This is a genomic window from Parvularcula sp. IMCC14364 (assembly GCF_030758415.1).
Lineage (GTDB): Bacteria > Pseudomonadota > Alphaproteobacteria > Caulobacterales > Parvularculaceae > Aquisalinus.
Window position 1 is genome coordinate 1741310 of record NZ_CP132334.1, and the last position, 25530, is coordinate 1766839.

Consider the following 25530-nt stretch of genomic DNA (forward strand, 5'->3'; position numbering starts at 1 on the left):
ATGTCGAAAGACAAATCAGGCAGACATATCAAGACCGGGCTCGTCGCGTCGGGCCGTCCGCATGACGGCACGTCATATCCCGTCAGCCAGCCTGTAGAGCGCGCTTCAACGATCCTGTATCCAACATATGATTCTTTCATGAAGAAGAATAAGGACTATGTATATGGCAGGTTCGGCACAAGGTCACACAGGGCCTTGACGGAATCCTTGTGTGAGCTGGAGAAAGGTGACTATACGCACCTGACCCCGTCAGGCCTGTCTGCCATCACAACCTGCCTTCTCGCGCTGGCGAAAACAGGCGACCATATTCTGATAACTGACAGTTGTTATGATCCTGTACGAAGCATCGGTGATCGTTTCCTCAATCGCTATGGCATTGAAGTCGAGTATTACGACCCTCGAGCAGGCGGTGATATAGCCGCCCTGTTAAAGCCTGAAACCAAAGCGATATTATGTGAAAGCCCTGGCTCCCTGACCTTCGAAGTCCAGGATATACCCGCGATCACCGCAGCAGCCAGAAGCCGGAATGTACCTGTTGTGGTGGATAACACCTGGAGTGCCGGGTATTTCTTCAATCCGCTTGAAGCTGGCGCAACGGTCAGCATACAGTCAATCACAAAGTATATTGCCGGTCATGCCGATTGCCTGATGGGCAGCATGACCACAAACGACAAAGCGATTTCGACACGGCTTGAGCGTACAACCCGCCAACTGGGCCTGAATGTCTCGGCCGATGATGCCTTTCTGGCCCATAGAGGGGTAAGGTCCCTGTCATCACGCCTGAAGGTTCACGAAGCGAATGCGCTGGAACTGGCCAACTGGCTGGCCCTGCAACCCGATGTAACGCAAATTCTTCATCCTGCCCGCCCCGATCATCCGGATCATGCTCTTTGGAAAAGAGATTTTTCAGGCGCTTCGGGACTGTTTGGTTTTGTCCTTGCCCCCTGTCCCGAAAAGCAGCTCGCGCGGTTTTTCGATTCGCTCAGCTATTTTGGTATGGGATATTCATGGGGTGGTTTTGAAAGCCTCATCATTCCCTGCCCCGTGGCCGAATATCGTAGCGCCACTCCCTGGGATTACGAGGGCACCCTGATTCGGGTTCATGCAGGTCTTGAGGATATCACTGATCTGGTCAATGATCTTGAAACGGGCTTTCAGGCAATGCGGAATGAATAAGGATCAAAGGTCATGCTCAAAAAAATAGTGCCATTGATGTGCCTGTTGCTGTTTGCCGGATGTGAAACCACCACGGTCGATTACCTCACCGTGGCCTCATATCCTGAAGAAGTACTGCTGAAATTTGGCGATGGCACAACCTGCACAACCCCCTGCCCGCTTTATGTTCAGGAAAACCTGACCATGACAGTCGCCAAGGCTGGTTACATCGCGCAGGAATGGACCCTGCTTGAAGGCCAAACCGGCTTTTTACAGATCGAACTAGAACTTGCAGCCCCGACCAGCGAAGTGGAAGAAACAGCGCTGCCTGATATTTAGAAACTTGTGCTTTTTTGCTTGCGAAAAAAAAACTGATCATCATATAAGGCGATCTTGATCGGGGTGTAGCGCAGCCTGGTAGCGCATCTGGTTTGGGACCAGAGGGTCGGGAGTTCGAATCTCTCCACCCCGACCATCACTGAAGAGAACGAAGAGGCCACGGATGTTCGCAAGAATCTACTGTCCAGCCAAAACGGCAATGCAGTCAGGCAAAACCAAAACAAGCCATTGGATTCTTGAATTTGACCAGGCCGCAGCCAAAAGAATTGACCCGCTAATGGGTTGGACGAGTACCAGCGATACCGTGTCAAATCAGGTACGTCTGAAATTTGACACGCGCGAAGCAGCGATCTCCTATGCGAAGGAAAAAAATATTCCTTACAGACTGGATGAAAAAGCGACCGCCGAACCTGTAGTCAAATCATACTCGGATAATTTTGCTGTAAACAGACGAAAACCATGGACGCATTGAGAGAGTCTGGTAACGCTATTGCACGGTTACAACTCTATAGGCCCCGTAGCTCAGCTGGATAGAGCACCTGCCTTCTAAGCAGATGGTCGTACGTTCGAATCGTACCGGGGTCGCCATTTGATCAGGTCAGTTACCTGTATCTTCCTTGATTTCCACCGCAAGAAGCCCTTTAGGCCCTTTTCCGTAAGAGACCTGAACGACCTGCCCAGGCACCAATGTGCTGATACTTGAGCGCCGCATAGTCTCCATGTGGACAAAAATATCCTCGGAATCTTGCCCCTGGGTGAGGAAACCATAGCCTTTGGCCCTGTTAAACCACTTGACCTCAGCCTGTTCAAAAGCTCCCGTTGCTTCTACTGGCGGCAGAACACTCACGGGTGGGGCTATGGTTGCTGCCGTGCTTTCATCAATCTTGAGAACGCGGGTCGCCTGAAGGCCCTTTGGGCGCCTGACGGCTTCACAAATAACAGTAGAGCCTTCCAGAGCAGATGAAAGGCCGGTTTCCTTGAGGCAGGAAGAGTGAAGAAGAATGTCGTCTTCAGCCTGCTCAGAAATTATGAAACCGTATCCCTTGACTGTATCAAACCATTTCACAATGCCTGTTACTTCAAAGGAAGCCTCTGGCATGTCAGTTTCGTTTTCCTCAGTCCCCGGAAGTTGGTACATTACTCGGCCCTGTTATGTGGTAATGAGTAGTGTAAGGGTGTTTAAATTTTCTGTCATCTAACTGACACGGAAATTTTCCCAATTTCGTGCATAAAGTCAAAGAATTTCGCCTCAAAGTTGTGTTTCCACAGCGAAATCCTTACTGGCCTTAGGCAGAAACCTGAGATTGAACATCATTCACAAATTTTCTGACAAGTGAAATGAAAACCATGAAGTCTGATTCGACGTTCTGAAGCGTCACACCGCCTGATGAGTTTCTGTCCATTTGTATCGCCAGATCACCCTGACGATCGAGAAACGCGCGGCCAAATTTTACGTCATTATTGTAGCGGTTGAGAAAATCATAACTCAGCATGTCAGAGGAAATATCATCCAGATATGCGAGATAAGTGACATCACCATCCTTGCCATCAACGGCAATCATGACGGCAAGGCCGCGATACATGACAGCAACAGTGTTCTCACTGACATTCACGACGGTATAGCCCTTGGAATCCATAGCTGTCTTGATGTCATCTGGCGTAATGGCAAATGCATTAGACGACGTGAATACCAGACCGACACTCAGGAAAATGGCTAACAGCTTTTTCATCACACCCTCACTTTGAAGTACCGGACCACAACAATCCCGCTTGCGTGGTTAATCAAACCTTAACTCGCTTGAAAATGCAATCAGGCTGATAGGTCAGAAGGATAAAAATCAGGCGCTGGAGCAAGCCGCAAGACGACCTGTTGCTATCAGGAAACAGTCAGGGGGGTCCTGAGCATAGCCCACAAATTGGAGGGTTTCAGGTACTCCAGCCTGCCATAAGCCCCGAAATGCATTGACCAGGCGAGTCTTGGCTGGTCCGTGTCATTGGGCCCTGCACTATGCACCGTGAGTGGATGATGAAGGCAAAGGTCTCCCATGCGCAGGCAGGGATAGACCGCTCCTGTCGTGTCCACGTCAGTTTTAAGGACATGCGGGTGCAAGCTGTCATCTCTACGATGCGGCAGCAGCTCGTGTTTATGACTTTCAGGGATATACGCCAATGTACCATTCTCAGGGCCTGTCGGCTGAAGGGGAACCCAGAAGTTGACTGTTTTCAGGTCGGTATTTGCCTTCATATACCCTTTGTCCTGATGCCAGGGCGTACTGGTCTGAGAGAACGGCATTTTGCTGATGGCGTGATCGAACACATAATGCGCCTTACGGCCCAGAAGATCACAGGCCAATGCGCGCGCTTTCCTGTAAACGGAAGTCTTCACAAGTTGAGGACAAAGGCGGACAGCGCGGTCAATCTCGGGCTGGCATGTTCCGGGCTCAACATCGCCCACCGCCCCAATATCCCGAATCTTGTCCCCTAACTTGTCTGAAAAATCGTCAAATAAAGGCAGCAACAGATCACGTACTTCGGCAATTTCGCTGGCGCTATAGAGGCCGCGCTCTACAGCAAAACCGTTCTTGCCGTAATTGGACAAAGCCCAGCTTTCGCTGCTGTTATAGGCTGTTACTGACACAGTTCGTTCCGTTCACTCACACACTGCCTTTTCTGGCAGAGGGCAGGATAAACAATTCAGGTTAATACTGTGCAAAGGGCCTGATGGTACTCCCTAGGGGAATCGAACCCCTCTTTCCAGGTTGAAAACCTGGCGTCCTAACCGATAGACGAAGGGAGCACTAATCAGGTCGGAACGGTGATATATTTGCGCCATCCAGACTTTGCAAGCGCAAAGTCATGCCACAGGGCGGTATTTTTTGAAGAAAACTATGCTCTGGCAACGTCTTCAATGATGATCTGGCCCGCTTCACCGCCCCGCCACTCATCAGCCTTTACCTTGCCCAGAACATGAATTGTATTGCCGACAATGAGCAGTTCCCTGCCCTTCGGTTCCGTTGCTGACCGAAAAGCGATGCCGCGTACCGTTTTGCCCATTTTATCTTCGAGCGTGACCGCCACATGATTAGCGCCCTTGATATCTGCGTATCGCACACGCATTTCTTTCAGCATCACTACTGGCTCCGGGTATTCCTGCCCATACGGGCCTGCCCCGGCTACTTCATCGGCAAAGCTGCGAGTCACGGCAGAAGCCGCGATCACAGAATCTACCAATCTGCTGCTTTCAGAAACATAGCCACCTTCAGGGCGCACAATATGCGCAAGAAGATAGTCTTTGAACGCTTCAAGCTTGTCGCGCGCAACGGTCAGACCAGCTGCCATGGCATGACCGCCGCCGGAAACAAGAATATCTTCGCGCTTTGCTGCCGCGATTATACCGCCAAGATCGACGCCACTTACTGATCTGCCGGAGCCCTTGCCAGTGTCACCATCAAGACTGATGACGATTGCCGGGCAGCTGTATTTTTCCTTTAATCTACCTGCGACAATACCGATCACGCCAGGGTGCCAACCGTCGCCAGCAGCAATGATATACGGCTTCTCAGGATCCACCTGCCCGCGCTCTATCTGCGCAACAGCTTCAGCCAGGACCTCCGCTTCAATCGCTTTTCTCTCTTCGTTCAGGTCCTGCAATTTTTCTGTCCAGTTCATAGCATCGCCATGCTCGCGCGCTGTCATCAGGCGAAAAGCAAGGTTAGCGTGACCGATACGCCCTGCTGCGTTTATCCTTGGTCCAATTGAAAAACCCAGATGGTCGGCGCGTGCGTCTCCTTTGGCGCCGGCCCGCTGTGCAAGCAACTTCAGGCCCGGATAAGGTGGCAATACAGCATCATCATCAAGCTGCCCGAAAACCTTCAGGCCCTGTGCCACCAGCACACGCGTCAATCCGTTCAAGGGCATGACATCACAAACAAGGCCGAGCGCAACCAGATCAAGCCAGTGCATGATTTTAGGCTCGGCTCGTGACTGAAAATATCCCGCCTCTCGCAACTGCCGGTTCAATGCGACCAGCACCATGAAAGCGACGCCAACGGCTGACAGATTATTCAATCCGGAAAGATCGTCGGGCCGGTTCGGGTTGACCGTAGCAATGACACGCGGCGCAGGCAGGGTCATCTGGTGATGGTCGAGAACGACAACATCAAGGCCGTCCTGTCGGACCTGCTCCAGTATTTCATGGGCCATCGCGCCGCAATCAACTGTCAGGCAAAGCGACGCAGATTTTTCCTGTAAATACCGGAATGCCTGGAGATTAGGACCATACCCTTCCAGGATACGATCCGGCAGATACACTTCATGATCAATATCAAGCGCCCTGAAATAGCGACTGAGTAATGCCGATGCCGTTGTCCCGTCGACATCGTAATCGCCAAAAACGCCTATCTTTTCTTTATCCTCTATGGCCTTTGCCAAGCGGTCGATCGCTGGCTGCATGTCTTTCATGATCAAGGGGTCGGGCATGGATGATTTTATGGACGGGGCCAGATGCGCTTCTGCCTGTTCAGGCGAAACGCCCCGCGCAGAAATAATTTCCGCCAGAGAGTGAGAAACACCAAGAGACTGACTGATCGTCTCCACAGCACGCTGGTCCGTTGATCGTTTCAACCAGCTTTTGCCAGAAAGAGACCGTTCCACGAGCACCGGTAACTCATCTCTTTCGCTCGTCACCATGCGCGCATCTGTCTCCATTCAGGTCTGGCCTTTCTGGTCCTTGAATTGCCATGCGGCCTCAAGGATCAGTTTCAGATGGCTACTTCGTGGGAATGTTGGAGATTGCATCTATATAACGAACTGTGCCTGTTTTGGAGCGCATGACCACCGTTTGAGTCCTTACGCGACCGCTTTCCCACTGAACGCCTTTCAGCATAGAGCCGTTAGTGACGCCAGTGGCAGCAAACATTACATCACCAGACGCCAGGTCAAGCAGATCATATTTGCGATCAAGGTCAGTTATGCCGGCCTTTTCAGCCCGACCTCTTTCGTCATCATTACGGAAAAGAAGCCTGCCTTGCATCTGTCCGCCAACACATCTCAATGCGGCTGCCGCGAGCACCCCTTCAGGTGCACCGCCGGTGCCGACATACATGTCGATTCCGGTTGACGGCTCCGTTGTATGGAAGACGCCAGCAACATCTCCGTCAGGTATCAGGAAAACACGGGCATCGACTTTTCGCGCTGCATCAATAATAGGCTGATGCCGATCACGATCCAGAACACAAAGCGTAATATCTGACGGCGCAACATTCTTGGCTTTGGCCAAAACCAGAATGTTGTCTTCAGTAGATGCATCAATATCCACAATACCTTCGGGATAACCGGGGCCAACAGCAATTTTCTGCATGTAAACATCCGGAGAATGCAGCAGCGTCCCCCCTTGCGCCATGGCGACAACGGCCAGCGCATTGGACATCGCCTTCGCGGTCAGCGTCGTTCCCTCCAGGGGGTCAAGCGCAATATCTACTTTGGGACCGCCCTGACCCACTTTCTCACCGATATACAGCATGGGCGCTTCATCGCGCTCTCCCTCGCCGATGACCACTGTGCCATCAATCGACAGGACATTGAGCGCATCACGCAAAGCGGTAACGGCTGCCTGGTCCGCGCTTTCTTTGTCCCCTCGTCCGATCATCGTGGAAGCAGCCACTGCGGCGGCTTCAGTGCAGCGTCCAAGTTCTATAGTTAGAATGCGGTCAAGATAGCCTTCCTGCGTGGCCATAGAATTTACCTCTTATTTTTTTCTGGGCTCAGTCGAAATCTTCGATCCTGATAATGGAAGGTGCCCCCAATGCAAACGCCTTTTGGCGTATTTCGTCAGCAGCAGCGCGGATTTCTGCAAGAGTCGTCTCATGCGTTACCAGCATGACCATGGCATCAGGCCTGCCATCCCCTGCCGCTGATACTGATGGTTGTATCAGGCTGTCGATGGAAATGTCTTTCTGGGCAAGCGTTTCTGATATGCCGGCGATTGCACCGGGAACATCTTTCAGACCAACCCGGAGATAGAAGCGTGATGGTTTTCGATCCGCCGATACAAGATTAGCTTTCTGCAGGTCATTCGAAAAAGCATTGAAGACCGGTCCTGAAACACCGCGTGAAAGGGCTACCAGATCGGCAACGACGGCAGCGGCTGTCGGACCTTTCCCGGCACCCGGCCCGGAGAAAGTCAGACGCCCAAGCGGGTCTGTCTCGACAATCACAAAATTATCCGCCCCGTCTGCCTTGGCAACCGGATGGTCCTCCTTCACCAGCGCCGGATGAACCCGCAACTCACACCCACCCTCACTACTTTGTGCAACGGCGAGTAGTTTTATCCGGAAGCCAAGCTTGCCAGCACCTGAAATGTCTTCAGCGGTGACCTGCTCAATACCTTCCACAGGGAACGTGCCGTAACGAATACCGGCATCAAAAGCGATTGTTGAGAGGATTGCCAGCTTCTGCGCCGCGTCAGCGCCACCAACATCAAAAGCCGGATCCGCCTCGGCAAATCCGAGGGCCTGTGCTTCTTTCAAGGCTTCATCATAGCTTGTCCCGGCCATGGTCATGCGCGTGAGAATATAGTTGCAGGTGCCATTAAGAAGGCCCGCCAGCCGGTCGATGCGGCAGGCGCTTGCCCCTTCGCGCACCCCCCTGATTACCGGAATTCCACCAGCTACGGCCGCCTCATATAAAAGAGAGCATCTCTTTTCTTCTGCCAGCGCTGCAAGAGCAGCGCCGTGTTCTGCCAGCATGGCCTTGTTTGCGGTGACAACATGCTTGCCATGACGCAACGCAGTTTGCACGGCCTCATGCGCAACCCCGCTTGCACCACCGATCAATTCCACGAAAACATCTATGGAGTCGGATGAAGCCAGTTCTACGGGATTTTCGAACCAAACTACTTGATCCATACTGATGCCACGATCTCTTGACTTGTCGCGGGCGGAAACACCGGCAAGTGTCAGACGCGAGCCTGCGCGGCTCAGCCGGTCTACGTGGTTCAACAGCAATTCTGCAACGCCAGAGCCGACAACACCGAGTCCGGCCACTCCAACTTTCAGTTCATTCATGCGCTTGTTCCTCTGGCAGGTTCGCAAAGGCAATCTTGGTTGCCTCCCTCCTGCTGTTTCCAATGCCGAAAATCAGCGATCTTTTTTGGGTGGCAATCCGCCAAGCTGGGCGGGCGCCGTGGCCCTCAGCGCCTTGGCCTTGGCCTTGTCGGCTTCGAGGCGCCGGACCAGTTGCGTCGCAGCTTCTTCGAGGCTCATCTCCTGCCTTATACCATCTTGCCAGAGAGCGGTCCGACCAAGTTTGTCCTGCGCAGCGTTTGCCGTATCAACGGCAATGCCGGCAGACAGGACACCGCCGTTCGCCAACATCTGGTCCTGATAGGCATGTACGGTGCTCTGTTCATACTTGTCTGGCAATTCCGTTGGTATCTGAGACAATTTCGGAAATGACACATCATCAGCAGCTTCACGCTTTGCTTCAATACGACGTACAATTTCCGGGTTGATAACTCGGGCCTCAGATTGCACAAGTATGCTGTTGTCAGTACCAGTATTCTGACACGCGACAGTACCAGTCAGTACCAGCAGCAATAAAAAAACGACGCGCATAATCTCTCATTTCCGTGCTATCCTTTTGTAGGATGGTTTAAGCGCTACAGACAACCGAAAAAGAACAAAGCTAGATATGGCAGACACTTCCAGCACAGACACATCCGGCAAAACCCCTCCCCGGACAAAGCGGAAAACCACGAAGAAACGCACCTCTAAAGCCAAGGCCGCGAGCATGGCAAACAAGACAACACCTCAAAAACGGGTTGCCAAGAAAACTTCGGCGCGAAAATCCACCGCAGCCACACAGAAGAATTCTGTTAAAAAGCCGACTGCCCCAAAACAGACAGCGAAACGTAAAGCTTCATCAGATAAAGTGGAAAAACCAACTGCTGCGCAGTCCGGCAACAAATCCGTGTGGGAAGACGTCGGTGCACTGACGGAATACATCAAGGATGTCAGCGGCTATAATCAGGAAATCCTGACAGACATCGTCGGCAAGCAGACAAAGACACCAGCCGCTGCACAAGACCCGAACCAGGACCCTTTGAACGTCACCGACACGATGCTGGGTGTTTACCAGAGTATATTCACAAATCCCCAGAACGTCATGCGCTCTCAGTTCAAAATGTGGGAAGATTATGCGCGACTTGCTGAAAATATGAGCAAGAAAGCACTGGGCCAGAAAACGGACCCGACTGTAGCCCCGGACCTGGCCGATCGCAGGTTTTCCCACCCGGCCTGGAGTGAAAACCATGCTCTAGATTTCATCAAGCAATCCTATCTGATCATGAGCCAGCATGCGCGCGATATGGTGGCAGATGCGCCTGATATTGACGAACACAAACGCAAGAAAGCTCTATTCTATACAGAGCAGTTTCTGGCAGCCATGGCGCCGACGAATTTCCCCACTACAAACCCGGAGGTTATGGAAGAAGCGCTGAAGTCAAAAGGCGAAAACTTTCTGCGTGGATACAAGAATCTGCTGGAAGATATGGAGCGGGGTGAAGGCGAACTGGAGATGAAACAGGCTGATCTTGATTTTTTCAAGGTTGGTAAAAACATTGCCACCACACCCGGCAAAGTCGTCTATCAGAATGACCTGATCCAGTTAATTCAGTATGCGCCAGCCACCGCTGAAGTTGATGAGCGCCCACTCCTTATCTTCCCGCCCTGGATCAATAAGTTTTATATTCTGGACCTTCAACCGGAGAACTCACTGGTCAGCTGGCTGACTGAACAGGGGAAGACTGTATTTGTTGTCTCATGGGTGAATCCGGACAAGAAGCTCGCTCACAAGACCTTCGAAGATTACATGTTTGAGGGGATTTATGCAGCTGTCGATGCCGTGGAACAGGCAACCGGGTTTAAGGGGGTCGATACGATTGGCTACTGTATCGGTGGCACCCTGCTATCAATCGCCCTTGGGCATATGGCTGAAAAAGGAGATGACAGAATAAAATCGGCGACTTTTTTCACAGCCCAGATGGACTTTGAGGAAGCAGGTGACCTTCTGCTTTTCGTCGATGAGGAGCAGATCCAGAATATCGAAAAACAGATTGATGCTGCGGGCGGTATCTTTGAGGCCTCATCCATGAGCCGCACATTCAACATGTTACGACCTGTTGATCTGATATGGTCTGTCTACGTCGATAATTATCTTCTCGGCAAGGAGGCAAAACGCTTTGACCTTCTGTACTGGAATTCTGACGCAACAGATATGCCCAAGGAAGTTTACCTGTTCTATCTGCGGGAGTTCTATCAGCACAATCGGTTGAGTAAGAAAGAACTGGTCATTGACGGAGTCACTATTGACCTCAAAAAAGTCACCATCCCTGTCTTCATGCAGTCAGGTGAAAAAGATCACATTGCGCCGTTCAGATCAATTTACCGCAGTGCACAGCTTTATGGCGGCCCGGTGACATTCATGCTCGCTGGGTCCGGTCATATTGCAGGCGTTATCAACCACCCGACTAAGAAGAAATATCATTACCGCACAAATGAAACTTTGCCTGATACCGTCGAGGGCTGGATGGGCGTTGCAGAGAAACACGATTACTCGTGGTGGCCATACTGGCATAAATGGCTGGGCGGCGTGGGCACAGGCAGGAAAGTACCGGCACGCATACCAGGCGACGGCGCATTAACACCAATAGAAGACGCACCCGGATCATACGTTCTGGTTCAATCTGATTAAGCCATAAAAAAGCCCCGCTGAGCGGGGCTTTTTGACGAAAAAGTATTTGTCTCTAACGTTTTGAGAACTGGAAGCTACGGCGGGCTTTTGCCTTGCCGTATTTCTTGCGCTCAACGACGCGAGAGTCACGGGTGAGAAATCCACCCTGCTTCAGAATACCGCGCAACGCTGGCTCATAGTACGTCAGCGCTTTGGAAATACCGTGACGCACAGCCCCGGCCTGTCCTGACGGACCAGACCCCTTGACCGTGCAGACCACATCAAACTGGTCCTTGCGATCGGCTGCAACAAGTGGTTGCTGAATGATCATCTGCAGGACAGGGCGACCGAAATAATCGCTGTAGTCTTTCTTGTTCACTGTAATCTTGCCTGAGCCAGGCTTGATCCAGACACGTGCAACGGCTGTTTTCCGTTTGCCCGTCGCGTAAGAACGACCAAGATCATCGATCTTGGGTTCTGCAAGCACGACCTCTTCCTGGACGGGCAAGTCAACGCCCTCTGCGGTTACGGCTTCCTTGAGATTCTCAAGTGTAGTTGTTTCACTCATTATTCTGTTTCCTTAACCGCGCGGTGTGTTTTTGGAATTCATGGCAGCAACATCCAGCTTCTCTGGATTTTGCGCCTCGTGTGGGTGCTCGCTGCCCGCATAGACTTTCAGATTGGAAAGTTGCTGGCGCGCTAACGGGCTCTCTTTTGGCAGCATCCGCTGGACGGCTTTTGTCAGCACGCGCTCAGGGAAACGACCATCCAGAATTTTGTCAGCCGTACGCTCTTTGATACCGCCGGGATAACCAGTGTGCCAGTAGTACTTCTTGTCTGTCCGTTTGCGGCCAGTGAAGACAACCTTGTCTGCATTGACGACGATGACATTGTCACCACAATCAACATTGGGTGTATAAATTGGCAGGTGCTTGCCGCGGAGGCGTGTTGCGATGACAGAAGCGAGGCGACCGACAACAAGGCCCTCAGCGTCGATCACAACCCACTTTTTCTCAATGTCCGCAGGTTTGGCATTGAAAGTTTTCATGACTATTGTTCCATATTCCTATAAGGGTAGCGCCTTATAGAGAAGGTGCCATACGGGTCAATAGGGCGCCGAAAAAAAGACGCAAATTCAGCAGCTTTTATGTGTGGTAACAAAATACCACAAATATTCAAGACCATGGAGAAAGGCCGAATGTCAGTTCCAGCGTTCCGGAAAACAGTAATATCTGTCATCAGTGTTGCACTTGTCGCCGCGTGCTCAGGCGAGAATAAAGGAACACCACGACCAGAAACACCTCCTTCAGAAGCCCCGCTCACAACGCCTGTCGGTAGTAGCCAGTTACTGACAATACCGGCGACAGATGAACTGGGACGGTTTGAAACGCCTGTCTCTGGCCTTGCTTTATGGCAGCACCCTGAAGTTCCCTTTCAAAGTCTGGTTCTTGCCGCCAATGGCGCAGCCGGGCTTATTGCCATCAACTTTGATCAGGAAGGTGTGGCAACACTCCCTGGTCAGTTTTCAGACGGGTTGTCCCTCACCTATCTTGCCGCGAACGGCACACCCGTCGAAGTGGTTGCTGCCTTCGACAGCTCCATTAATGCCTTGCGGTTTGTAAGGATGGCAACTGATCCCGTGGCGTTTGAAAACTGGAGACTGTCAGGTGACGTCCAGGAAATTGCGTCCATGCGTCCATTGTGCTTTGGCCGATCAGCCGAAGATGAAGCCTTGGCGCTGTTCGGACTGATGCCTGATGGCAATCTTTCTCGCAGCATCATTGCTGCAGATGACGGAAGCCTGACAGTTGAGGCTCCGGTTTCTTTTCAGCGCACTGACATCAAGACATGCGTCAGCAATGACTATACGGGTGATACTTACTTTCTGACAGATAACGGCACGGTAGAAGTGGCTGATGCCTTTAGCAGCGACATGGGTTTTGCAGATTTTGTTGATCTGCCTGCAGGGGAAGCTATTGAACTGGCAACAGCACTTCAGGCTGAAGGGGCTGGCTACTTGCTGGCGATGGTTTCTTCAGGACCATATGTGATCCATGCCTACGATCTTTCTTCCGGTGAGATTGCTGGGGAATTCACGCTTGGTGAGTTTTCAGATATCACGGCGGTGGAAACAATCAGTGCCTTCGCTGCGGACGCCAGTAACTTCGGCGGTCTTTATCGCGAAGGCGCGATTGCCATTGTGGAGGGTGATAGCAATTTCGCCCTCAAGCTGGCTTCCTGGTCAGCCGTCAGGAACATCCTCAATCTGCCCAAAACCGACCGTCTCAACCGGCGGAACATAGGAGCAGAACGTACCGGCGATGATCCAGAAGAGCTGTTGCTTCAGATACCTGACCTCATTACCGAGCCTGATATTCAGTAAGCCGATAAAGGTTAAAGAGAACAGCAACCAGGACAACAAGCGCGCCCAACTGGTGCCATAATCCCAGACTGATCGGCACTGCCAACAACAGGGTCCAGATACCAAGCAGCGCTTGCAGGAAGACAGCACCAGTCACCAGAAGGGCGCGCCTGCCATATTCGGCACCGGCACGCTGCAAGATCAGCCAGAACGCAACCGCGAGTACCACAAGCGCATAAGCGCCCATTCTGTGATTGAACTGAACGGCTGCCATGGTTTCAAAAGCGTGCAGAAAGTCTGCCTGCCCGATGAAATATCCGTCCGGGAAGAAGCGGCCATCCATCAAGGGCCACGTGTTATAGGTCTTGCCAGCACGTAAGCCTGCCACAAAAGCCCCCAGAACAATCTGTATGAACACAGCCAGCATCATGCCGACTGTCCACCAGCGATAGACACTTCTGCTGCCCTTCTGCGGAGGCGGTGCTTTACGGAAAAGGCTGAACTTCATGGCCAGCCAGAACAAGAGGCCGAATATTATCACTGCCAGACCCAGATGCGCGGCCAGCCTGTACTGACTGACATCAACACGGTCCACAAGACCGCTTGAGACCATGTACCAACCCATGGCACCCTGTGCGCATATCAACACAAAGATGCCCCCCAGTTGCAGCTTCAAGGGTCTTGATGTCGCCGCGCCGGAAAAAACAAACCAGAGCATCGGGATAAGGTAGGCAAGGCCAATGAACCGTCCGAGATTCCGGTGGCCCCATTCCCACCAGTAAATGGTCTTGAACCCTTCAAGGTCCATCGTACTGTTCACCCGCTCAAATTCCGGAATTTGCTGATATTTCTCAAACTCTGAAAGCCATTTCTCCTCACTCATGGGCGGCAAAGTGCCAATAATAAGATCCCATTGCGTGATCGACAGGCCGGAATCCGTGAGGCGCGTTGCCCCCCCAACCGTCACCATAAGCGCCACCAGCGCACACATGGCATAAAGCCAGAGGGCCAGACCCTTGGCAGCCTTTTTGTCACGCACCCCGGCGGGTATCATCAAATCGGCGGAATTCACCACAATTACACCTCTTTTTTCCGCGAAGCTGCCAGTAGAAACCAGCCTGGCAATGCCCCATATATCTGTCAGAACGCCCCGGAGGAGCACACCATGAAACTCGATCCCAGCCTGAAGAAACTCATCGGTCTGCTCGTCTTCCTGCCAGCTTTCCTGCTCTATATAGGACTGGTTGTGACTGTGTCAGATTATTTACCGCAGCACTGGGCGATCCTCGGCATATATTTCGTTATCGCCGGCACCGTCTGGGCTTTTCCCCTGAAACCACTGATGTTGTGGATGAACAAGCCTGCTTCCAGTTATGAAGACCAGACCTGACGTTTGAACCAATATTGAACCAGCGCCCACTATACTGAAAAGAGCTAAGCAATTGATTTAATGGTCGGAACGGCGGGATTCGAACCCACGACCCCTACACCCCCAGTGTAGTGCGCTACCAGACTGCGCTACGTTCCGATCATGCAAAGCAGAAAATCTATAGGCTGGCATGGCTTGCACCGCAACCAACTTCTCCTGCCTACAGAATATGCGGGTCAATCAAAATGGACGGGTACGAAGACGCCCCTACCTGCGCAGGAAACGGACTGTTTCAAATATCACCACCGCCGCCAGGCAAACCCATGCAGCGACAGGGTTGAAAATGACCAATATCCAGTGTGCGAAGGTGAGAGCCGTGGCAATATAGACAGTGCGATGGAGCATCTTCCAGCCACGCCCGAGCATCCGCACTGACCGGTTGTTGCTTGTTGCTGCAAGCGCAAGAAATATCACCAGAGCAATCCAGCCGGTAAGATATGCAGGCTCTGCAGCCTCTTCCACAATCAACCCACTGCCCCATTTGCGATGCAGATATACAATCGTATGCAGGCCAGCATAGCCAAAACTTGCGACCCCCAGAGCCCGACGATAGGCCACCAGTTTGCGCGGCCAGGTAGCACGCGGGAAAATGCGCCGCAGCGGCGTTATGATCAGGGTCGCCAGAAGAATGCCGACACTCCACTGCCCTGTGGCATGAATCACCTGCCCATAGCTGACCACGTCCGTTAGGTAACGTGCCATGATCCAGATGGCTGGCAGTGAGAGCAACAGCCAGACCAGATAGCGCGATTTTGGCCGGTTATCCGCCATAACGTGACATACCCGTCAGAATAGGCGCAGGACACGCCCCCTTGATTGACACCTGAATAGGGCCAATCTAATCGTGAAGCAATCTGAAGCGAAAGAAACCAAAGGAATTCACGATGCCCCTGCTCAAAGCCCTGCCCGTGGCTGCCCTGGCCTTACTGGCTGTTTTTGCCGTCAGCTGTTCGTCTGAAAAACCAGAGACCGATAATGGCACGCCATGGCCAACCACTGCACTGGTCGATCCGAACACCGCACCCGTGGACGCGCTGACCAATCTGCCGGGACTCGACAGTGCGGCCGCACAAGCCCTTATCGAAGGTCGGCCTTATACGACAGCATCTGAGCTCAACGCCCTGCTGAGCCAAAGCATGGATGAAGAAGCCTTACGCGAAGTCTACAAACTCATGTTCATCAAGGTTGACCTGAACAATGCCGCTGAAGACGATCTCAAACTGATCCCGAGCTCTCTCAGCCCTCGCAAATTTGCGCACGAGATTGAAGAATACCGTCCGTACGCCTCCATGGAGCAGTTTCAACGGGAAATGGGCAAGTATGTTAGTGACAGTGAACTGGCTTATCTGGAGCGCTTTGTCTATCTGAGCGAATAGACAGTCACCTCTTTGGTCAGCCCTCGGCCAAACGGTGGACAACCTAAACATGGACAATGTTGCCTCCACCACATGGCCGGGCTAGGCTGATTGCTGACGTCCAGGAAAAGAGATTTCCATGAAACGCGCCTTATTGTTTGTGCCTATCACGCTGTTCGCAGGGCTCGCTGCCTACATGTTCTTCGGGCTGACACGCATCGATACGACGGTGCTGCCATCTGTCATGATCAACAAGCCGGTGCCTACTTTCAACCTGCCGGCTGTAAATGATGAAATCCCGCCTCTGGCATCGGATGATCTCAAGGGTAAAGTGAGCCTGATCAATATATTTGGCTCATGGTGCATCGCCTGTCAGTATGAGCACGATTTCCTGATGAATCTGCAGGCATCGAACCTGATACCTGTTTATGGCATAGACTGGCGCGACACACCGGAACAGGGTGCAGCATGGCTCGCCCGTTACGGCAACCCTTATGACGCTGTTGGTGTCGATGAAATCGGCCAGACTGTCATCGATTTTGGCGTGACCGGCGCACCGGAGACATTCATCATTGACAAACAGGGGCGTATCCGTTGGCGCCATGTCGGGCCATTAACGCAGGAAGTATGGGACAAGGAACTCTGGCCGTTGATTACTGAATTGCGGGAAGAAAAAGGGTCCGCCGGGCTGGTTGGCAATGCCGAGCTATAAGGCGATCTGGACAGGTCCACATGAGGATATGTCGCAAATTGCGGACCTCCTGAGTGATATTTACTTCCCCCCTGCGGATGCAGTGAGCCTGACCAAGGATGACTCCGCGCAAGAGGACAACGCCGCGAACTGGCGCGTAGACGCCTATTTTTCAGAACCACCTGAGAAAGCGGCCCTTGGCGAATTTCTTGCCGAATACGAACAGCACACAAGGCCACAGATTGAAGAACTGCCGGATCAGGACTGGGTAGCCCACGCACTTGAAGGTCTGGGTATTGTCCGCTGCGGTCGCTTTGTTCTTTATGGTGTACATGATGCGCAAAAGTTACCGAATGACACCAATGATATTCCTGTACGTATAGATGCCAACCAGGCGTTTGGTACAGGGCATCACCCGACAACTGCCGGGTGCCTTGAAATGCTCGATAAACTGGCGGACCTGTCCCCGGCGAATGTGCTTGATCTTGGCACGGGCTCTGCCGTGCTGGCGATCGCAGCTGCAAAACTGTGGGATACACGCATACTGGCAACGGATATTGATCAGACTTCTGTGGAAATTGCCGCCGAAAACGCCACCTTCAATTCTGCCAGCGGTATTCATTTTCTGACCGCCGCAGGATTTGATCACTCTGATATCACCGCCACAGGGCCATTTGATTTTGTTTTTGCGAACATCCTTGCAGGACCATTGGTCGAACTGAGCACAGACATGGCTACTCATACCTCGCCCGGTGCGACGGTCATGCTCGCCGGATTGCTTGCCGAACAGACCGACAAGGTTATTCGCGCCTACCAGACCAGTGGTTTCGATCTGGTCGAGCGCACCAATCATGACACCTGGCCGGTGCTTGTTTTCAGACGCGCCTGAGCGCACATAAGCTGATATGAAATTCTTGATGACTGAAAGGAGCCCCAGCGCCCATGTTTCAATCTTTTGATCCTGTCTCAGACCGCTCATTTGCCAGCAGCCACTTGCCGTTGCTTCGTCACAGCATGGCGACACAAAAGCTGGATGGCTTTATTGTCCCGCATGATGACGAATATCTGAACGAGTATCTGCCGGATTGTGCGGAGCGCCTGATGTGGGTTTCCGGATTTTCAGGCTCTGCCGGTGCTGCGATTATTCTTTTGGATCAGGCAGTCATGTTCACCGATGGCCGCTATACACTGCAAGTGCGGGAGCAGGTCGATGAGAATTTTTTCTCTTTTGAGGATATCACAGATACCCCGCCATCAGCCTGGCTGGCAGATAACGGCAAGCCTGGTGCGCGTATCGGCTACGACCCGATGCTTCACTCACCGGCCGGACTGGAAGCTTTGGTCAAAGCATCAGACCGGGCCGGCTTTGTACTGGTGCCCGTGACACAGAACCCGATTGATGTTGCATGGACTGATCGCCCTGCCCCTCCTGTTGCGCCAACAGTCCCGCATGACAATGATTATGCTGGTAAGAGCAGTCAGGAAAAACGGCGGGAGATTGCCGCAGCCATAAAGAAAGCAGGGGCCGACACTGTTGTGCTGACGGCACCACACTCACTCGCCTGGCTATTCAACATTCGTGGCAAGGACGTACATGCCACACCATTGCCACTGGGCCGTGCTATTCTGCATTCAGACGGGACGGCTGCATTATTTCTGCACCCGGAAAAGGTCGATGATACTCTGCGCACGCATCTGACAGCAGAAGTTTCGATTCACCCCGAAACTGAGATCGCCGCAGCTTTGGCAGAACTGGGCGAGAACTCCCTTTCTGTGATGATTGATCCTGCCTTGGCGCCGGTCTGGTTTTTTGACCAGTTGCAGGAAGCGGGAGCAGAGATCATCAAAGCAGCGGACCCTTGCGCCCTGCCCCGCGCACGCAAAAACAAGACAGAGATGGACGGCACGCGCCGGGCGCATATCCGCGATGGTATTGCGGTCAGCCGGTTCCTGCATTGGGTTGCAGAGGATGCACAGTCTGGGGATGTTACAGAAATTGAGGCCGCTCAGAAACTTGAGAGTTTCCGCGCAATGTCCAACCAGCTGAACGACATCAGTTTCGATTCCATCTCCGCTGCTGGCAGCAATGGGGCGCATTGTCATTATCGCGTAACGACAGAGACGAACAAAAAGCTGGAGCGTGGCACGCTTTACCTGATTGACTCCGGTGGTCAGTATCCGGATGGCACAACTGATATAACGCGCACAGTGCCAATTGGTGAGCCAACAGAAGAGATGCGGCGCTGCTACACGCTGGTTTTGAAAGGCCATATCTCCCTTGCAACAATACGCTTTCCACGCGGCACCAGTGGACATCAGCTTGACGTGCTCGCACGGCGCCCTCTCTGGGAGGCCGGCCTGGATTATGACCACGGGACAGGCCATGGCGTTGGCAGTTACCTGGGTGTGCATGAAGGCCCGCAGAATATCTCCAAGAAGCTGATCTCACAGCCACTGGAGCCGGGCATGATATGCTCAAATGAGCCTGGCTATTATAAAACCGGTGAGTTCGGCATACGGATTGAAAATCTTGTCATCGTACGCCCTCCCGTGCCTGTGGCCGGTGGCGAGCGGGAGATGATGTCATTCGAAATCATCACCATGGCTCCGCTAGAGCGCACCCTGATTGATACAAGTCTGTTGACGGAAGATGAAATAGCATGGGTAAATGATTACCATGCTGAAGTCTTTCAAAAGCTTTCTGAAGGCCTTGAGCCAGATCTCTCTGCCTGGCTCAAGGAGATGACAGCGCCGCTTTGATACACAGGCAGCCTTCAACCCAGCATAATAAGAAACAACAGAACGGCAGATAACACAGCCAGTACAAGGGATACATTCCACGCAACGACATCAAGAATTGCTTTCATGATGCATCTCCTCTGATTTTGCTTACAGGGCCCGCCTAGCGCGATTCTCCGCTGGCGCACATCGTACACCGCGCAGGAAGCTGGCAGATACCAGAAGCATCAGCCAAAGAAGATCTGGTACATGGTGCGCCCGGGCATAAAAGTGAAAGCGCCCGCTATCAACATGCCGCCCAGATAAAGCCCACGCACTGCACTGGCATGGGCTTTAACATTGCCCCGTTTGATCGCAATGATCGCTGACGGAACACTCCAGAGAGTCAGCACCACAAACAGGTGGATCGGCGAAAATCCGAAAAGTGTCGGTAGTGCCGAGCCTTCAAAGTTTCGGATAAAAATCGCACTCACAGCCACCACGATCATGAGGCTGAACCATATCCAGCCAAGCGTTTTATGCGGCACCGTTCCCTTGGGGGCGAGTAACTGAAAGCCCCCCAGAAAAAATGCTGCCAGCGCGGCAAAAAGGTGGAGCAGTATGACAGCAGGTAGTTCCTGCAGGATTTCCAGATTCATGTTCCCGGTTTCCTTTGACGTGCCCTAACGCAATAGAATATGCTTTGTTTTGTAAAGTTATTATAGAATTATTGTCAAGCCTGATGATGGTGCCGACTGCGCTGGACATGCTAGGATCGACATATCGACTTTGGAGAGACCGAGACAATGAAACATGAACTCTATTTTGCAACGATTATCGCAGCTACCGCTTTTAGTCTCTCGGCATGCAATCCGTCTGCGGACCCTCAGGCACCGGGCCAACCGACAACCTCAGAATCAGTGCCCAATGCAGATGCCGCAACGATTGTGCGTGTAGCGCAATATGAGTTTGATGCCGAAAACGGCAGAAGACTGTTTGTCGAGGAGGGATGCGTGATCTGCCATTCAGTGAATGGTGTCGGTGGCACAGCCGCCTACCCTCTCGACAAGGAAACCTTTCTCTCGGAAATTGACCCGATCCATTTCGCCGCCCGCATGTGGCGCGGCGCGCCTGAAATGATCAAACTGCAAGAGATCGAACTTGGCTATCAAATCAACCTGAATGCACAGGAAATTGCCGACCTCGCCGCTTTTGCCGGCAACCCGGACGAGCAACGCAAGCTGGATATTTCACAGGTTCCGGAAACAGTTCGCGATTCTTTTCTGAATGATTTTGTCTGGGTAACAGCAGAATTTCCAGGCGGCGTTGAGGAATAACAAAAAAAAGATCCGCCGAACTCAGGGCGCACCGAAACGTTCTTTCCATTGCGTGACCTGCTCTTCTTCAATCTTGGAAAAGAGCACGTCTGGCAGCGTAAATTCCTGCCCAGCAGGTAATGCTGTCAGTAAGGTAGAGGCGCTTGCCGCTGGCCACGCAGTCTGCGTTTCACCAAAAATGGCCAGTAGCTTTTCTGCTGTGAATGGTACAATCGGTGCAGACAGGACACCAAAAAGCCTTATCAGATTAAGCCCTGTCCTGACGCTAACAGCCGCTTTCGCCGGGTCTTCCTTGAACACAGCCCATGGGGCCGCCTCCTGTAAATACTCGTTCCCTGCAGACCAGATCGCGCGCAACTCCGCACATGCCTTGCGAAATTCCATCTTCTCCAGAAACTCAGTATAAGCCGTTATACGTTGATCCAGATCAGCATAGAGCTTTTTTTCTATCGGGCCAGGCTCACCACCAGCAGGCACTTCTTCCCCGAATTTCGATTTGCAGAACCTGGTAATACGATTAACAAAGTTGCCAAGTACGTCCGCCAGATCCTTGTTGATCGTTGCAGCAAATGTCTCAAGTGTAAACGACGTATCATCACTTTCCGGAGCGTTGGCCATCAGGTACCAGCGCCAGTAATCTGCTGGCAGGATTTCCAAAGCCTGATCCATGAAAATGCCGCGCCCTTCTGATGTTGAGAATTTACCACCATACCAGGTAAGCCAGTTAAGGCTTTTCAGTGTATCAACCGTTTTCCAAGGCTCCTCAGAACCGATCAGTGTACAGGGAAAACTGACTGCGTGAAAAGCGACATTGTCCTTACCCATGAACTGAACATAAGACACATCTTCAGCCCCCTTGTCTGTACGCCACCAACTTTCCCAGTCCCCGCCACTGGCAACGGCCCAGTCCTTCGTTGAAGCGATATAGGCGATAGGCGCATCAAACCAGACGTAAAAGACCTTGTTTTCAAAACCGGGTCTGTCATTGCCATCAACAGAAACTGGTATGCCCCATTTGAGATCGCGCGTAATCGAGCGATCACGCAAGCCCTCTTTCATCCATTTGAGTGCGATCGAGCGCGTTAACAATGGCCATGTGGTCTGGTTTTCCACCCAGCTTTCAACGCGCTCCTGCAGCTTTGACTGCAAAAGATAAAGATGCCTGGTTTCCCGCACTTCAATATTGCGCGATCCGGAAACAGCCGAATACGGATCTTTCAGGTCAACCGGGTCAAGTAATCTGCCACAATTATCGCACTGGTCGCCACGGGCTTTCTCGTAATCACAATGAGGACATGTCCCTTCCACATAGCGGTCCGGCAGAAAGCGCGCATCGTCAACAGCATATACCTGCCTGTCGACCCGCTCTTCAATCAACCCGTTAGCCTCAAGCACGTTAGCAAAATGCTGTGTCAGTTCGTGGTTCGTCGGGTTTGAAGAGCGTCCGAAATAATCGAAGGACAACCCAAATTTCTCCCCGGCCTGCGCCTGAACATCATGCTGCCTGGCGCAATAATCCTCAACGCTCTGATCTTCTTTCAGGGCCGCCAGTTCTGCTGGCGTACCATGCTCATCAGTTGCGCAAATGAAAGCGACCTCGTTACCGCGCGCGCGCTCGAACCGCGCATAGACATCGGCCGGCAGCATGGACCCGACCAGATTGCCGAGATGCTTGATGCCATTAATATATGGCAGGGCAGAGGTGATGAGTATGCGCTTGGGCATAGTAGAAACGTCCTTCGCTAAAGGACGCCTCTATAATCTTAATTCTGCTGTCTGGCCAACCATTTACGGCTGCTAGGCGACCGCATCCTTGTTGCGCTCTTCTGCCTTGATCCAGTCCTCAGGCAGTTTCTTCGAAGTCCAGTAAAAAGCGAACAGTGATATGATCATCGGGATGGCAAGGAAAGTAAGAGCGATTCTGAGTGACTGCGTCTCGTCACCATTTGCCTGTGACAACGCCTCACTCATCAATCCGACAAATGTCGGCCCGCCACCAAGGGCAATAATGTTCAAGATGAAGAAGAACAGGGCCGTAGACATGGCTCTCACATTAACCGGCGCCAGGGTCTGTGCGACCGAAAACGACGGCCCCAGATAAAATCCGAGTACAAACAGGAACACCGCAATGCAACCAACATGAACAACCAGACTGCCTGTCCACATTGAGAATACCAACACAGGTATCGCCACGAGAACACCGACAGCAGGCACAAAAGCATATGCGCCCTTGTCTTTCTTGCCCAGTTTGTCTGTCAGATAGCCGCCAAACCAGGTGCCGCCAGCATAGGTCGTGCCGTTGATGATGCCGAAAATCACCAGGAATTTCAGAAGGTCTGCTTCCGGGAAAGCACGGGAAACATAGTCTATACCCCACGCACCGACGGCATAGGTTGCAAAGGAAACCCAGGCGATCCCCATGCACATTCCCCACCAAGAGGGAATTGATAGCAGGGTTTTTACCGGCGGGTAGAAATCCTGGATGAAAACAAGACGATATAGGCTGAAGACCAGGGTGAGCGTGCCAAGGAGGCTCATCCACCCAGGCAAGCTAAAGACCCCAATCTGGATGCTGCTGATGGGCTCCCAATAGAGAATTGAAAAGACCAGCCCGATGACAACATTGACGAAGGATATGGCGGCAATCAGGACGAAGGGTGAGGAAAGATTCACCTTTGCAATAGGATCAGATGATGGTGCCTTGGCCCGCGGGGGCTCCTTGATCGTCAACTTCACGATCAACGCGAACAGAACACCAGGGATGCCGAGAAGAATCATCACAGTGCGCCAGCCAGCAGTGTTCTCGCCAAGACCACCGCCCAACAGGAACGCAGAGGCGAAGTAAGCCATCATAATACCGAAGGGGATCCCGAGAGAGTATATGGCCAGCGCGCCGGCACGCTCTTCTTTGCTGTAGAAATCTGAAATCATGGAGTGTGATGGAGGGCTGCCACCAGCTTCACCAACTCCCACCCCGATACGGGCAAGCGCGAGCTGCGTGTAATTGCCAGCAACACCGGAAGCTGCGGTGAACGCACTCCACAGGGCCAAAGAAACAGATACAATGGTCACGCGGTTGAACCGGTCCGCCAGCCAGGCAATCGGGATACCCATAATCGTGTAGAACAGCGCGAAGGCAAACCCTTTCAGGAAACCAAGCTGGGCATCGGTCAGGTCCAGATCTTCCTTTATGAAAGGAGAAAGGATGCCGATGATTTGCCGATCGATGAAGTTGAACATGTAGACCAGCGTAAGAAGTATCAGAACATAGGTACGATATTTCGTGTTAGCCTGTCCCTGTGGCGTTTCGCTCATCGGGTATCCCTCCACTGCATGTTTTTATTCTTCTATGGAAAGACCCTGCTAAGTATCTGAGAGAATTGCAAGAAGGATAAGTATGATGAAAGCCCTGATGAGCGTTACGCCCGGCGGACCGGAAACTCTTGAACTACAGGAAATACCCACACCGACCCCTGGCAAGGGCGAAGTGCTGATCGCCATCAAGGCAGCCAGTGTCAATTTTCCCGATACACTCGTGATTCGCGATATGTATCAGTTCAAGCCAGAGCGCCCCTTTGCGCCAGGCTCTGAGGTTGCAGGCCTCGTCGAGGCTGTCGGCGATGGAGTAAGCAATCTGAAAGCTGGAGACAACGTGTTTGCGCTTTTGAACAGTTCAGGGGGCTTTGCCACACATACCGTCATAGACGCCTTACGCTGTGTGCCCCTGCCTGCCGGTATGCCACATGAAGAAGCCGCCGCCTTCATGATGACATACGGTACCTCCCATTACGCACTGAAAGATCGCGGCAATCTACAGGCAGGCGAGAGCCTGTTCATCACCGGTGCCAGTGGCGGCGTCGGCTCTGCGGCCATCGAACTGGGCAAGGCCGCCGGCGCACGCGTGATTGCTGGTGTCTCCTCTGAGGAAAAGGCAGCCTTCTGCAGAGAGATCGGCGCAGATGAGACAATCGTCTACCCATCCGATCTCGACAAGGATGGTCAACGCGCCCTGTCAAAAGAGATCAAGGCAAAGGCCGGCGGCGAAGGTGTTGATGTGGTCTATGATGCTGTTGGCGGTCTCTATGCGGAACCGTGCGTACGCGCCCTTGCTTGGGAAGGCCGCTTTCTGGTTATTGGCTTTCCGGCGGGCATTCCCGCTGTGCCGCTAAACCTGACACTCTTGAAAAGTTGCCAGATTGTCGGTGTTTTCTGGGGGGCTTCCGTCATGCGTGATCCGCAGGGCCATGCGGCCAACATGAGCGAACTTTTTGCTCTGTACCAGTCCGGTAAAATCCGCCCGCGCATCACAGAACGCTTCACACTCGAAGAAGGCGCCAAAGCACTGCAGCTTCTGGAAGACCGCAAAGCAACCGGCAAGGTCGTCTTGACGATTGACTGAGAAAAGCTGACCGGCA

At 52.6% G+C, this 25530-nt stretch carries 26 protein-coding genes and 4 tRNA genes; 14 read left to right on the forward strand and 16 right to left on the reverse strand.

Going from position 1 to position 25530, the window contains the following annotated elements; translation table 11 throughout:
• The 5 genes from metC to RAL90_RS08375 all read left to right on the forward strand — a co-directional run bounded on the left by metC (window position 1) and on the right by RAL90_RS08375 (window position 2082).
• Window positions 1-1176, forward strand: a complete 1176-nt coding sequence (gene metC, locus RAL90_RS08355) for a cystathionine beta-lyase (protein ID WP_306249548.1) — start codon at window positions 1-3, stop codon at window positions 1174-1176.
• 12 nt (window positions 1177-1188) lie between these two features.
• Window positions 1189-1494, forward strand: a complete 306-nt coding sequence (locus RAL90_RS08360) for a hypothetical protein (RefSeq protein ID WP_306249550.1) — start codon at window positions 1189-1191, stop codon at window positions 1492-1494.
• 59 nt (window positions 1495-1553) lie between these two features.
• Window positions 1554-1630: transfer RNA gene (locus tag RAL90_RS08365), tRNA-Pro, on the forward strand.
• A gap of 27 nt (window positions 1631-1657) precedes the next feature.
• Complete coding sequence (locus RAL90_RS08370) at window positions 1658-1966, forward strand: ETC complex I subunit (protein ID WP_306249551.1); 309 nt, start codon at window positions 1658-1660, stop codon at window positions 1964-1966.
• Between the two features lie 39 nt (window positions 1967-2005).
• Window positions 2006-2082: transfer RNA gene (locus RAL90_RS08375), tRNA-Arg, on the forward strand.
• Between the two features lie 10 nt (window positions 2083-2092).
• On the opposite strand, the gene RAL90_RS08380 is transcribed toward RAL90_RS08375, so the two are convergent.
• From RAL90_RS08380 to RAL90_RS08415, 8 genes are all read right to left on the reverse strand, one after another.
• Window positions 2093-2632: a cold-shock protein gene (locus tag RAL90_RS08380; protein ID WP_306249553.1), complete on the reverse strand. Its 540-nt coding sequence runs from the start codon at window positions 2630-2632 to the stop codon at window positions 2093-2095.
• Between the two features lie 148 nt (window positions 2633-2780).
• Complete coding sequence (locus RAL90_RS08385) at window positions 2781-3224, reverse strand: YbjN domain-containing protein (RefSeq protein ID WP_306249555.1); 444 nt, start codon at window positions 3222-3224, stop codon at window positions 2781-2783.
• 146 nt (window positions 3225-3370) lie between these two features.
• Window positions 3371-4132, reverse strand: a complete 762-nt coding sequence (locus RAL90_RS08390; protein ID WP_306249557.1) for a phytanoyl-CoA dioxygenase family protein — start codon at window positions 4130-4132, stop codon at window positions 3371-3373.
• Between the two features lie 84 nt (window positions 4133-4216).
• Window positions 4217-4291: transfer RNA gene (locus tag RAL90_RS08395), tRNA-Glu, on the reverse strand.
• Window positions 4292-4380: 89 nt separating this feature from the next.
• Window positions 4381-6201, reverse strand: coding sequence for a single-stranded-DNA-specific exonuclease RecJ (gene recJ / locus RAL90_RS08400; RefSeq protein WP_306249559.1), 1821 nt, complete (start codon window positions 6199-6201; stop codon window positions 4381-4383).
• 61 nt (window positions 6202-6262) lie between these two features.
• Entirely contained in the window at window positions 6263-7228 is a 966-nt protein-coding gene (glpX, locus tag RAL90_RS08405) for a class II fructose-bisphosphatase (RefSeq protein ID WP_306249561.1), read from the reverse strand.
• A gap of 28 nt (window positions 7229-7256) precedes the next feature.
• Window positions 7257-8558: a homoserine dehydrogenase gene (locus RAL90_RS08410; protein WP_306249563.1), complete on the reverse strand. Its 1302-nt coding sequence runs from the start codon at window positions 8556-8558 to the stop codon at window positions 7257-7259.
• Window positions 8559-8630: 72 nt separating this feature from the next.
• Window positions 8631-9107, reverse strand: coding sequence for a hypothetical protein (locus RAL90_RS08415; protein ID WP_306249565.1), 477 nt, complete (start codon window positions 9105-9107; stop codon window positions 8631-8633).
• A 316-nt stretch (window positions 9108-9423) separates the two neighbouring features.
• Between RAL90_RS08415 and RAL90_RS08420 the strand changes: the two genes are divergently transcribed.
• On the forward strand, window positions 9424-11244 hold the full coding sequence (locus tag RAL90_RS08420; protein ID WP_306249567.1) for an alpha/beta hydrolase: 1821 nt from the start codon (window positions 9424-9426) through the stop codon (window positions 11242-11244).
• 52 nt (window positions 11245-11296) lie between these two features.
• Here RAL90_RS08420 and rpsI read toward each other — a convergent pair whose 3' ends face one another.
• Both rpsI and rplM read right to left on the reverse strand, forming a co-directional pair.
• Window positions 11297-11791: a 30S ribosomal protein S9 gene (gene rpsI / locus RAL90_RS08425; RefSeq protein WP_372340378.1), complete on the reverse strand. Its 495-nt coding sequence runs from the start codon at window positions 11789-11791 to the stop codon at window positions 11297-11299.
• A gap of 12 nt (window positions 11792-11803) precedes the next feature.
• Window positions 11804-12271 (reverse strand): 50S ribosomal protein L13, encoded by a 468-nt coding sequence (rplM, locus tag RAL90_RS08430; protein ID WP_306249569.1) that lies wholly within the window; start codon window positions 12269-12271, stop codon window positions 11804-11806.
• Between the two features lie 150 nt (window positions 12272-12421).
• Between rplM and RAL90_RS08435 the strand changes: the two genes are divergently transcribed.
• Window positions 12422-13606, forward strand: coding sequence for a hypothetical protein (locus RAL90_RS08435; RefSeq protein ID WP_306249571.1), 1185 nt, complete (start codon window positions 12422-12424; stop codon window positions 13604-13606).
• On the opposite strand, the gene RAL90_RS08440 is transcribed toward RAL90_RS08435, so the two are convergent.
• Window positions 13584-14657: a COX15/CtaA family protein gene (locus tag RAL90_RS08440; protein WP_306249573.1), complete on the reverse strand. Its 1074-nt coding sequence runs from the start codon at window positions 14655-14657 to the stop codon at window positions 13584-13586. The genes RAL90_RS08435 and RAL90_RS08440 overlap by 23 nt on opposite strands.
• Window positions 14658-14750: 93 nt before the next feature.
• Between RAL90_RS08440 and RAL90_RS08445 the strand changes: the two genes are divergently transcribed.
• Entirely contained in the window at window positions 14751-14975 is a 225-nt protein-coding gene (locus RAL90_RS08445) for a DUF2842 domain-containing protein (RefSeq protein WP_306249575.1), read from the forward strand.
• A 61-nt stretch (window positions 14976-15036) separates the two neighbouring features.
• Here the strand turns inward: RAL90_RS08445 and RAL90_RS08450 are convergent.
• Together RAL90_RS08450 and RAL90_RS08455 are read right to left on the reverse strand one after the other, a co-directional pair.
• Window positions 15037-15113, reverse strand: a tRNA-Pro gene (locus RAL90_RS08450).
• Window positions 15114-15221: 108 nt separating this feature from the next.
• Complete coding sequence (locus RAL90_RS08455) at window positions 15222-15785, reverse strand: sulfite oxidase heme-binding subunit YedZ (protein ID WP_306249578.1); 564 nt, start codon at window positions 15783-15785, stop codon at window positions 15222-15224.
• 113 nt (window positions 15786-15898) lie between these two features.
• Here RAL90_RS08455 and RAL90_RS08460 point away from each other — a divergent pair, with 113 nt between their 5' ends.
• From RAL90_RS08460 to RAL90_RS08475, 4 genes are all read left to right on the forward strand, one after another.
• Window positions 15899-16390, forward strand: a complete 492-nt coding sequence (locus tag RAL90_RS08460) for a hypothetical protein (protein ID WP_306249580.1) — start codon at window positions 15899-15901, stop codon at window positions 16388-16390.
• Between the two features lie 118 nt (window positions 16391-16508).
• Window positions 16509-17081: a DsbE family thiol:disulfide interchange protein gene (locus RAL90_RS08465; RefSeq protein WP_306249582.1), complete on the forward strand. Its 573-nt coding sequence runs from the start codon at window positions 16509-16511 to the stop codon at window positions 17079-17081.
• Window positions 17068-17949 carry a 50S ribosomal protein L11 methyltransferase gene (locus RAL90_RS08470; RefSeq protein ID WP_306249584.1) on the forward strand — a complete coding sequence of 294 codons (882 nt, stop codon included), beginning with the start codon at window positions 17068-17070 and terminating at the stop codon, window positions 17947-17949. Before RAL90_RS08465 ends, RAL90_RS08470 begins: the two co-directional genes overlap by 14 nt.
• Before the next feature lie 53 nt (window positions 17950-18002).
• Window positions 18003-19820: an aminopeptidase P family protein gene (locus tag RAL90_RS08475; protein ID WP_306249586.1), complete on the forward strand. Its 1818-nt coding sequence runs from the start codon at window positions 18003-18005 to the stop codon at window positions 19818-19820.
• A gap of 206 nt (window positions 19821-20026) precedes the next feature.
• Here RAL90_RS08475 and RAL90_RS08480 read toward each other — a convergent pair whose 3' ends face one another.
• A complete protein-coding gene (locus tag RAL90_RS08480; RefSeq protein ID WP_306249588.1) occupies window positions 20027-20437 on the reverse strand; it encodes a DUF2306 domain-containing protein in 411 nt (136 codons plus the stop codon).
• A gap of 147 nt (window positions 20438-20584) precedes the next feature.
• On the opposite strand from RAL90_RS08480, the gene RAL90_RS08485 reads away from it, so the two are divergent.
• Entirely contained in the window at window positions 20585-21115 is a 531-nt protein-coding gene (locus tag RAL90_RS08485) for a c-type cytochrome (RefSeq protein ID WP_306249590.1), read from the forward strand.
• Window positions 21116-21136: 21 nt separating this feature from the next.
• Here RAL90_RS08485 and metG read toward each other — a convergent pair whose 3' ends face one another.
• Complete coding sequence (gene metG / locus RAL90_RS08490; protein WP_306249592.1) at window positions 21137-22840, reverse strand: methionine--tRNA ligase; 1704 nt, start codon at window positions 22838-22840, stop codon at window positions 21137-21139.
• Window positions 22841-22912: 72 nt separating this feature from the next.
• Window positions 22913-24430, reverse strand: coding sequence for an MFS transporter (locus tag RAL90_RS08495; RefSeq protein ID WP_306249594.1), 1518 nt, complete (start codon window positions 24428-24430; stop codon window positions 22913-22915).
• 85 nt (window positions 24431-24515) lie between these two features.
• Between RAL90_RS08495 and RAL90_RS08500 the strand changes: the two genes are divergently transcribed.
• A complete protein-coding gene (locus tag RAL90_RS08500) occupies window positions 24516-25514 on the forward strand; it encodes an NADPH:quinone oxidoreductase family protein (RefSeq protein ID WP_372340458.1) in 999 nt (332 codons plus the stop codon).
• Window positions 25515-25530: the final 16 nt, after the last annotated feature.

What these genes read in the sequence shown, in the direction of transcription:
- glpX (WP_306249561.1), bottom strand. Translation starts at nt 7,228, where the DNA reads ATGGCCACGCAGGAAGGCTATCTTGACCGCATTCTAACTATAGAACTT.
- RAL90_RS08380 (WP_306249553.1), bottom strand. Translation starts at nt 2,632, where the DNA reads ATGTACCAACTTCCGGGGACTGAGGAAAACGAAACTGACATGCCAGAG.
- RAL90_RS08470 (WP_306249584.1), top strand. Translation starts at nt 17,068, where the DNA reads ATGCCGAGCTATAAGGCGATCTGGACAGGTCCACATGAGGATATGTCG.
- metC (WP_306249548.1), top strand. Translation starts at nt 1, where the DNA reads ATGTCGAAAGACAAATCAGGCAGACATATCAAGACCGGGCTCGTCGCG.
- RAL90_RS08460 (WP_306249580.1), top strand. Translation starts at nt 15,899, where the DNA reads ATGCCCCTGCTCAAAGCCCTGCCCGTGGCTGCCCTGGCCTTACTGGCT.
- RAL90_RS08360 (WP_306249550.1), top strand. Translation starts at nt 1,189, where the DNA reads ATGCTCAAAAAAATAGTGCCATTGATGTGCCTGTTGCTGTTTGCCGGA.
- RAL90_RS08465 (WP_306249582.1), top strand. Translation starts at nt 16,509, where the DNA reads ATGAAACGCGCCTTATTGTTTGTGCCTATCACGCTGTTCGCAGGGCTC.
- RAL90_RS08415 (WP_306249565.1), bottom strand. Translation starts at nt 9,107, where the DNA reads ATGCGCGTCGTTTTTTTATTGCTGCTGGTACTGACTGGTACTGTCGCG.
- RAL90_RS08480 (WP_306249588.1), bottom strand. Translation starts at nt 20,437, where the DNA reads ATGAATCTGGAAATCCTGCAGGAACTACCTGCTGTCATACTGCTCCAC.
- recJ (WP_306249559.1), bottom strand. Translation starts at nt 6,201, where the DNA reads ATGGAGACAGATGCGCGCATGGTGACGAGCGAAAGAGATGAGTTACCG.
- RAL90_RS08410 (WP_306249563.1), bottom strand. Translation starts at nt 8,558, where the DNA reads ATGAATGAACTGAAAGTTGGAGTGGCCGGACTCGGTGTTGTCGGCTCT.
- RAL90_RS08500 (WP_372340458.1), top strand. Translation starts at nt 24,516, where the DNA reads ATGAAAGCCCTGATGAGCGTTACGCCCGGCGGACCGGAAACTCTTGAA.
- RAL90_RS08485 (WP_306249590.1), top strand. Translation starts at nt 20,585, where the DNA reads ATGAAACATGAACTCTATTTTGCAACGATTATCGCAGCTACCGCTTTT.
- metG (WP_306249592.1), bottom strand. Translation starts at nt 22,840, where the DNA reads ATGCCCAAGCGCATACTCATCACCTCTGCCCTGCCATATATTAATGGC.
- RAL90_RS08385 (WP_306249555.1), bottom strand. Translation starts at nt 3,224, where the DNA reads ATGAAAAAGCTGTTAGCCATTTTCCTGAGTGTCGGTCTGGTATTCACG.
- RAL90_RS08475 (WP_306249586.1), top strand. Translation starts at nt 18,003, where the DNA reads ATGTTTCAATCTTTTGATCCTGTCTCAGACCGCTCATTTGCCAGCAGC.
- RAL90_RS08445 (WP_306249575.1), top strand. Translation starts at nt 14,751, where the DNA reads ATGAAACTCGATCCCAGCCTGAAGAAACTCATCGGTCTGCTCGTCTTC.
- RAL90_RS08370 (WP_306249551.1), top strand. Translation starts at nt 1,658, where the DNA reads ATGTTCGCAAGAATCTACTGTCCAGCCAAAACGGCAATGCAGTCAGGC.
- rplM (WP_306249569.1), bottom strand. Translation starts at nt 12,271, where the DNA reads ATGAAAACTTTCAATGCCAAACCTGCGGACATTGAGAAAAAGTGGGTT.
- rpsI (WP_372340378.1), bottom strand. Translation starts at nt 11,791, where the DNA reads ATGAGTGAAACAACTACACTTGAGAATCTCAAGGAAGCCGTAACCGCA.
- RAL90_RS08455 (WP_306249578.1), bottom strand. Translation starts at nt 15,785, where the DNA reads ATGGCGGATAACCGGCCAAAATCGCGCTATCTGGTCTGGCTGTTGCTC.
- RAL90_RS08495 (WP_306249594.1), bottom strand. Translation starts at nt 24,430, where the DNA reads ATGAGCGAAACGCCACAGGGACAGGCTAACACGAAATATCGTACCTAT.
- RAL90_RS08435 (WP_306249571.1), top strand. Translation starts at nt 12,422, where the DNA reads ATGTCAGTTCCAGCGTTCCGGAAAACAGTAATATCTGTCATCAGTGTT.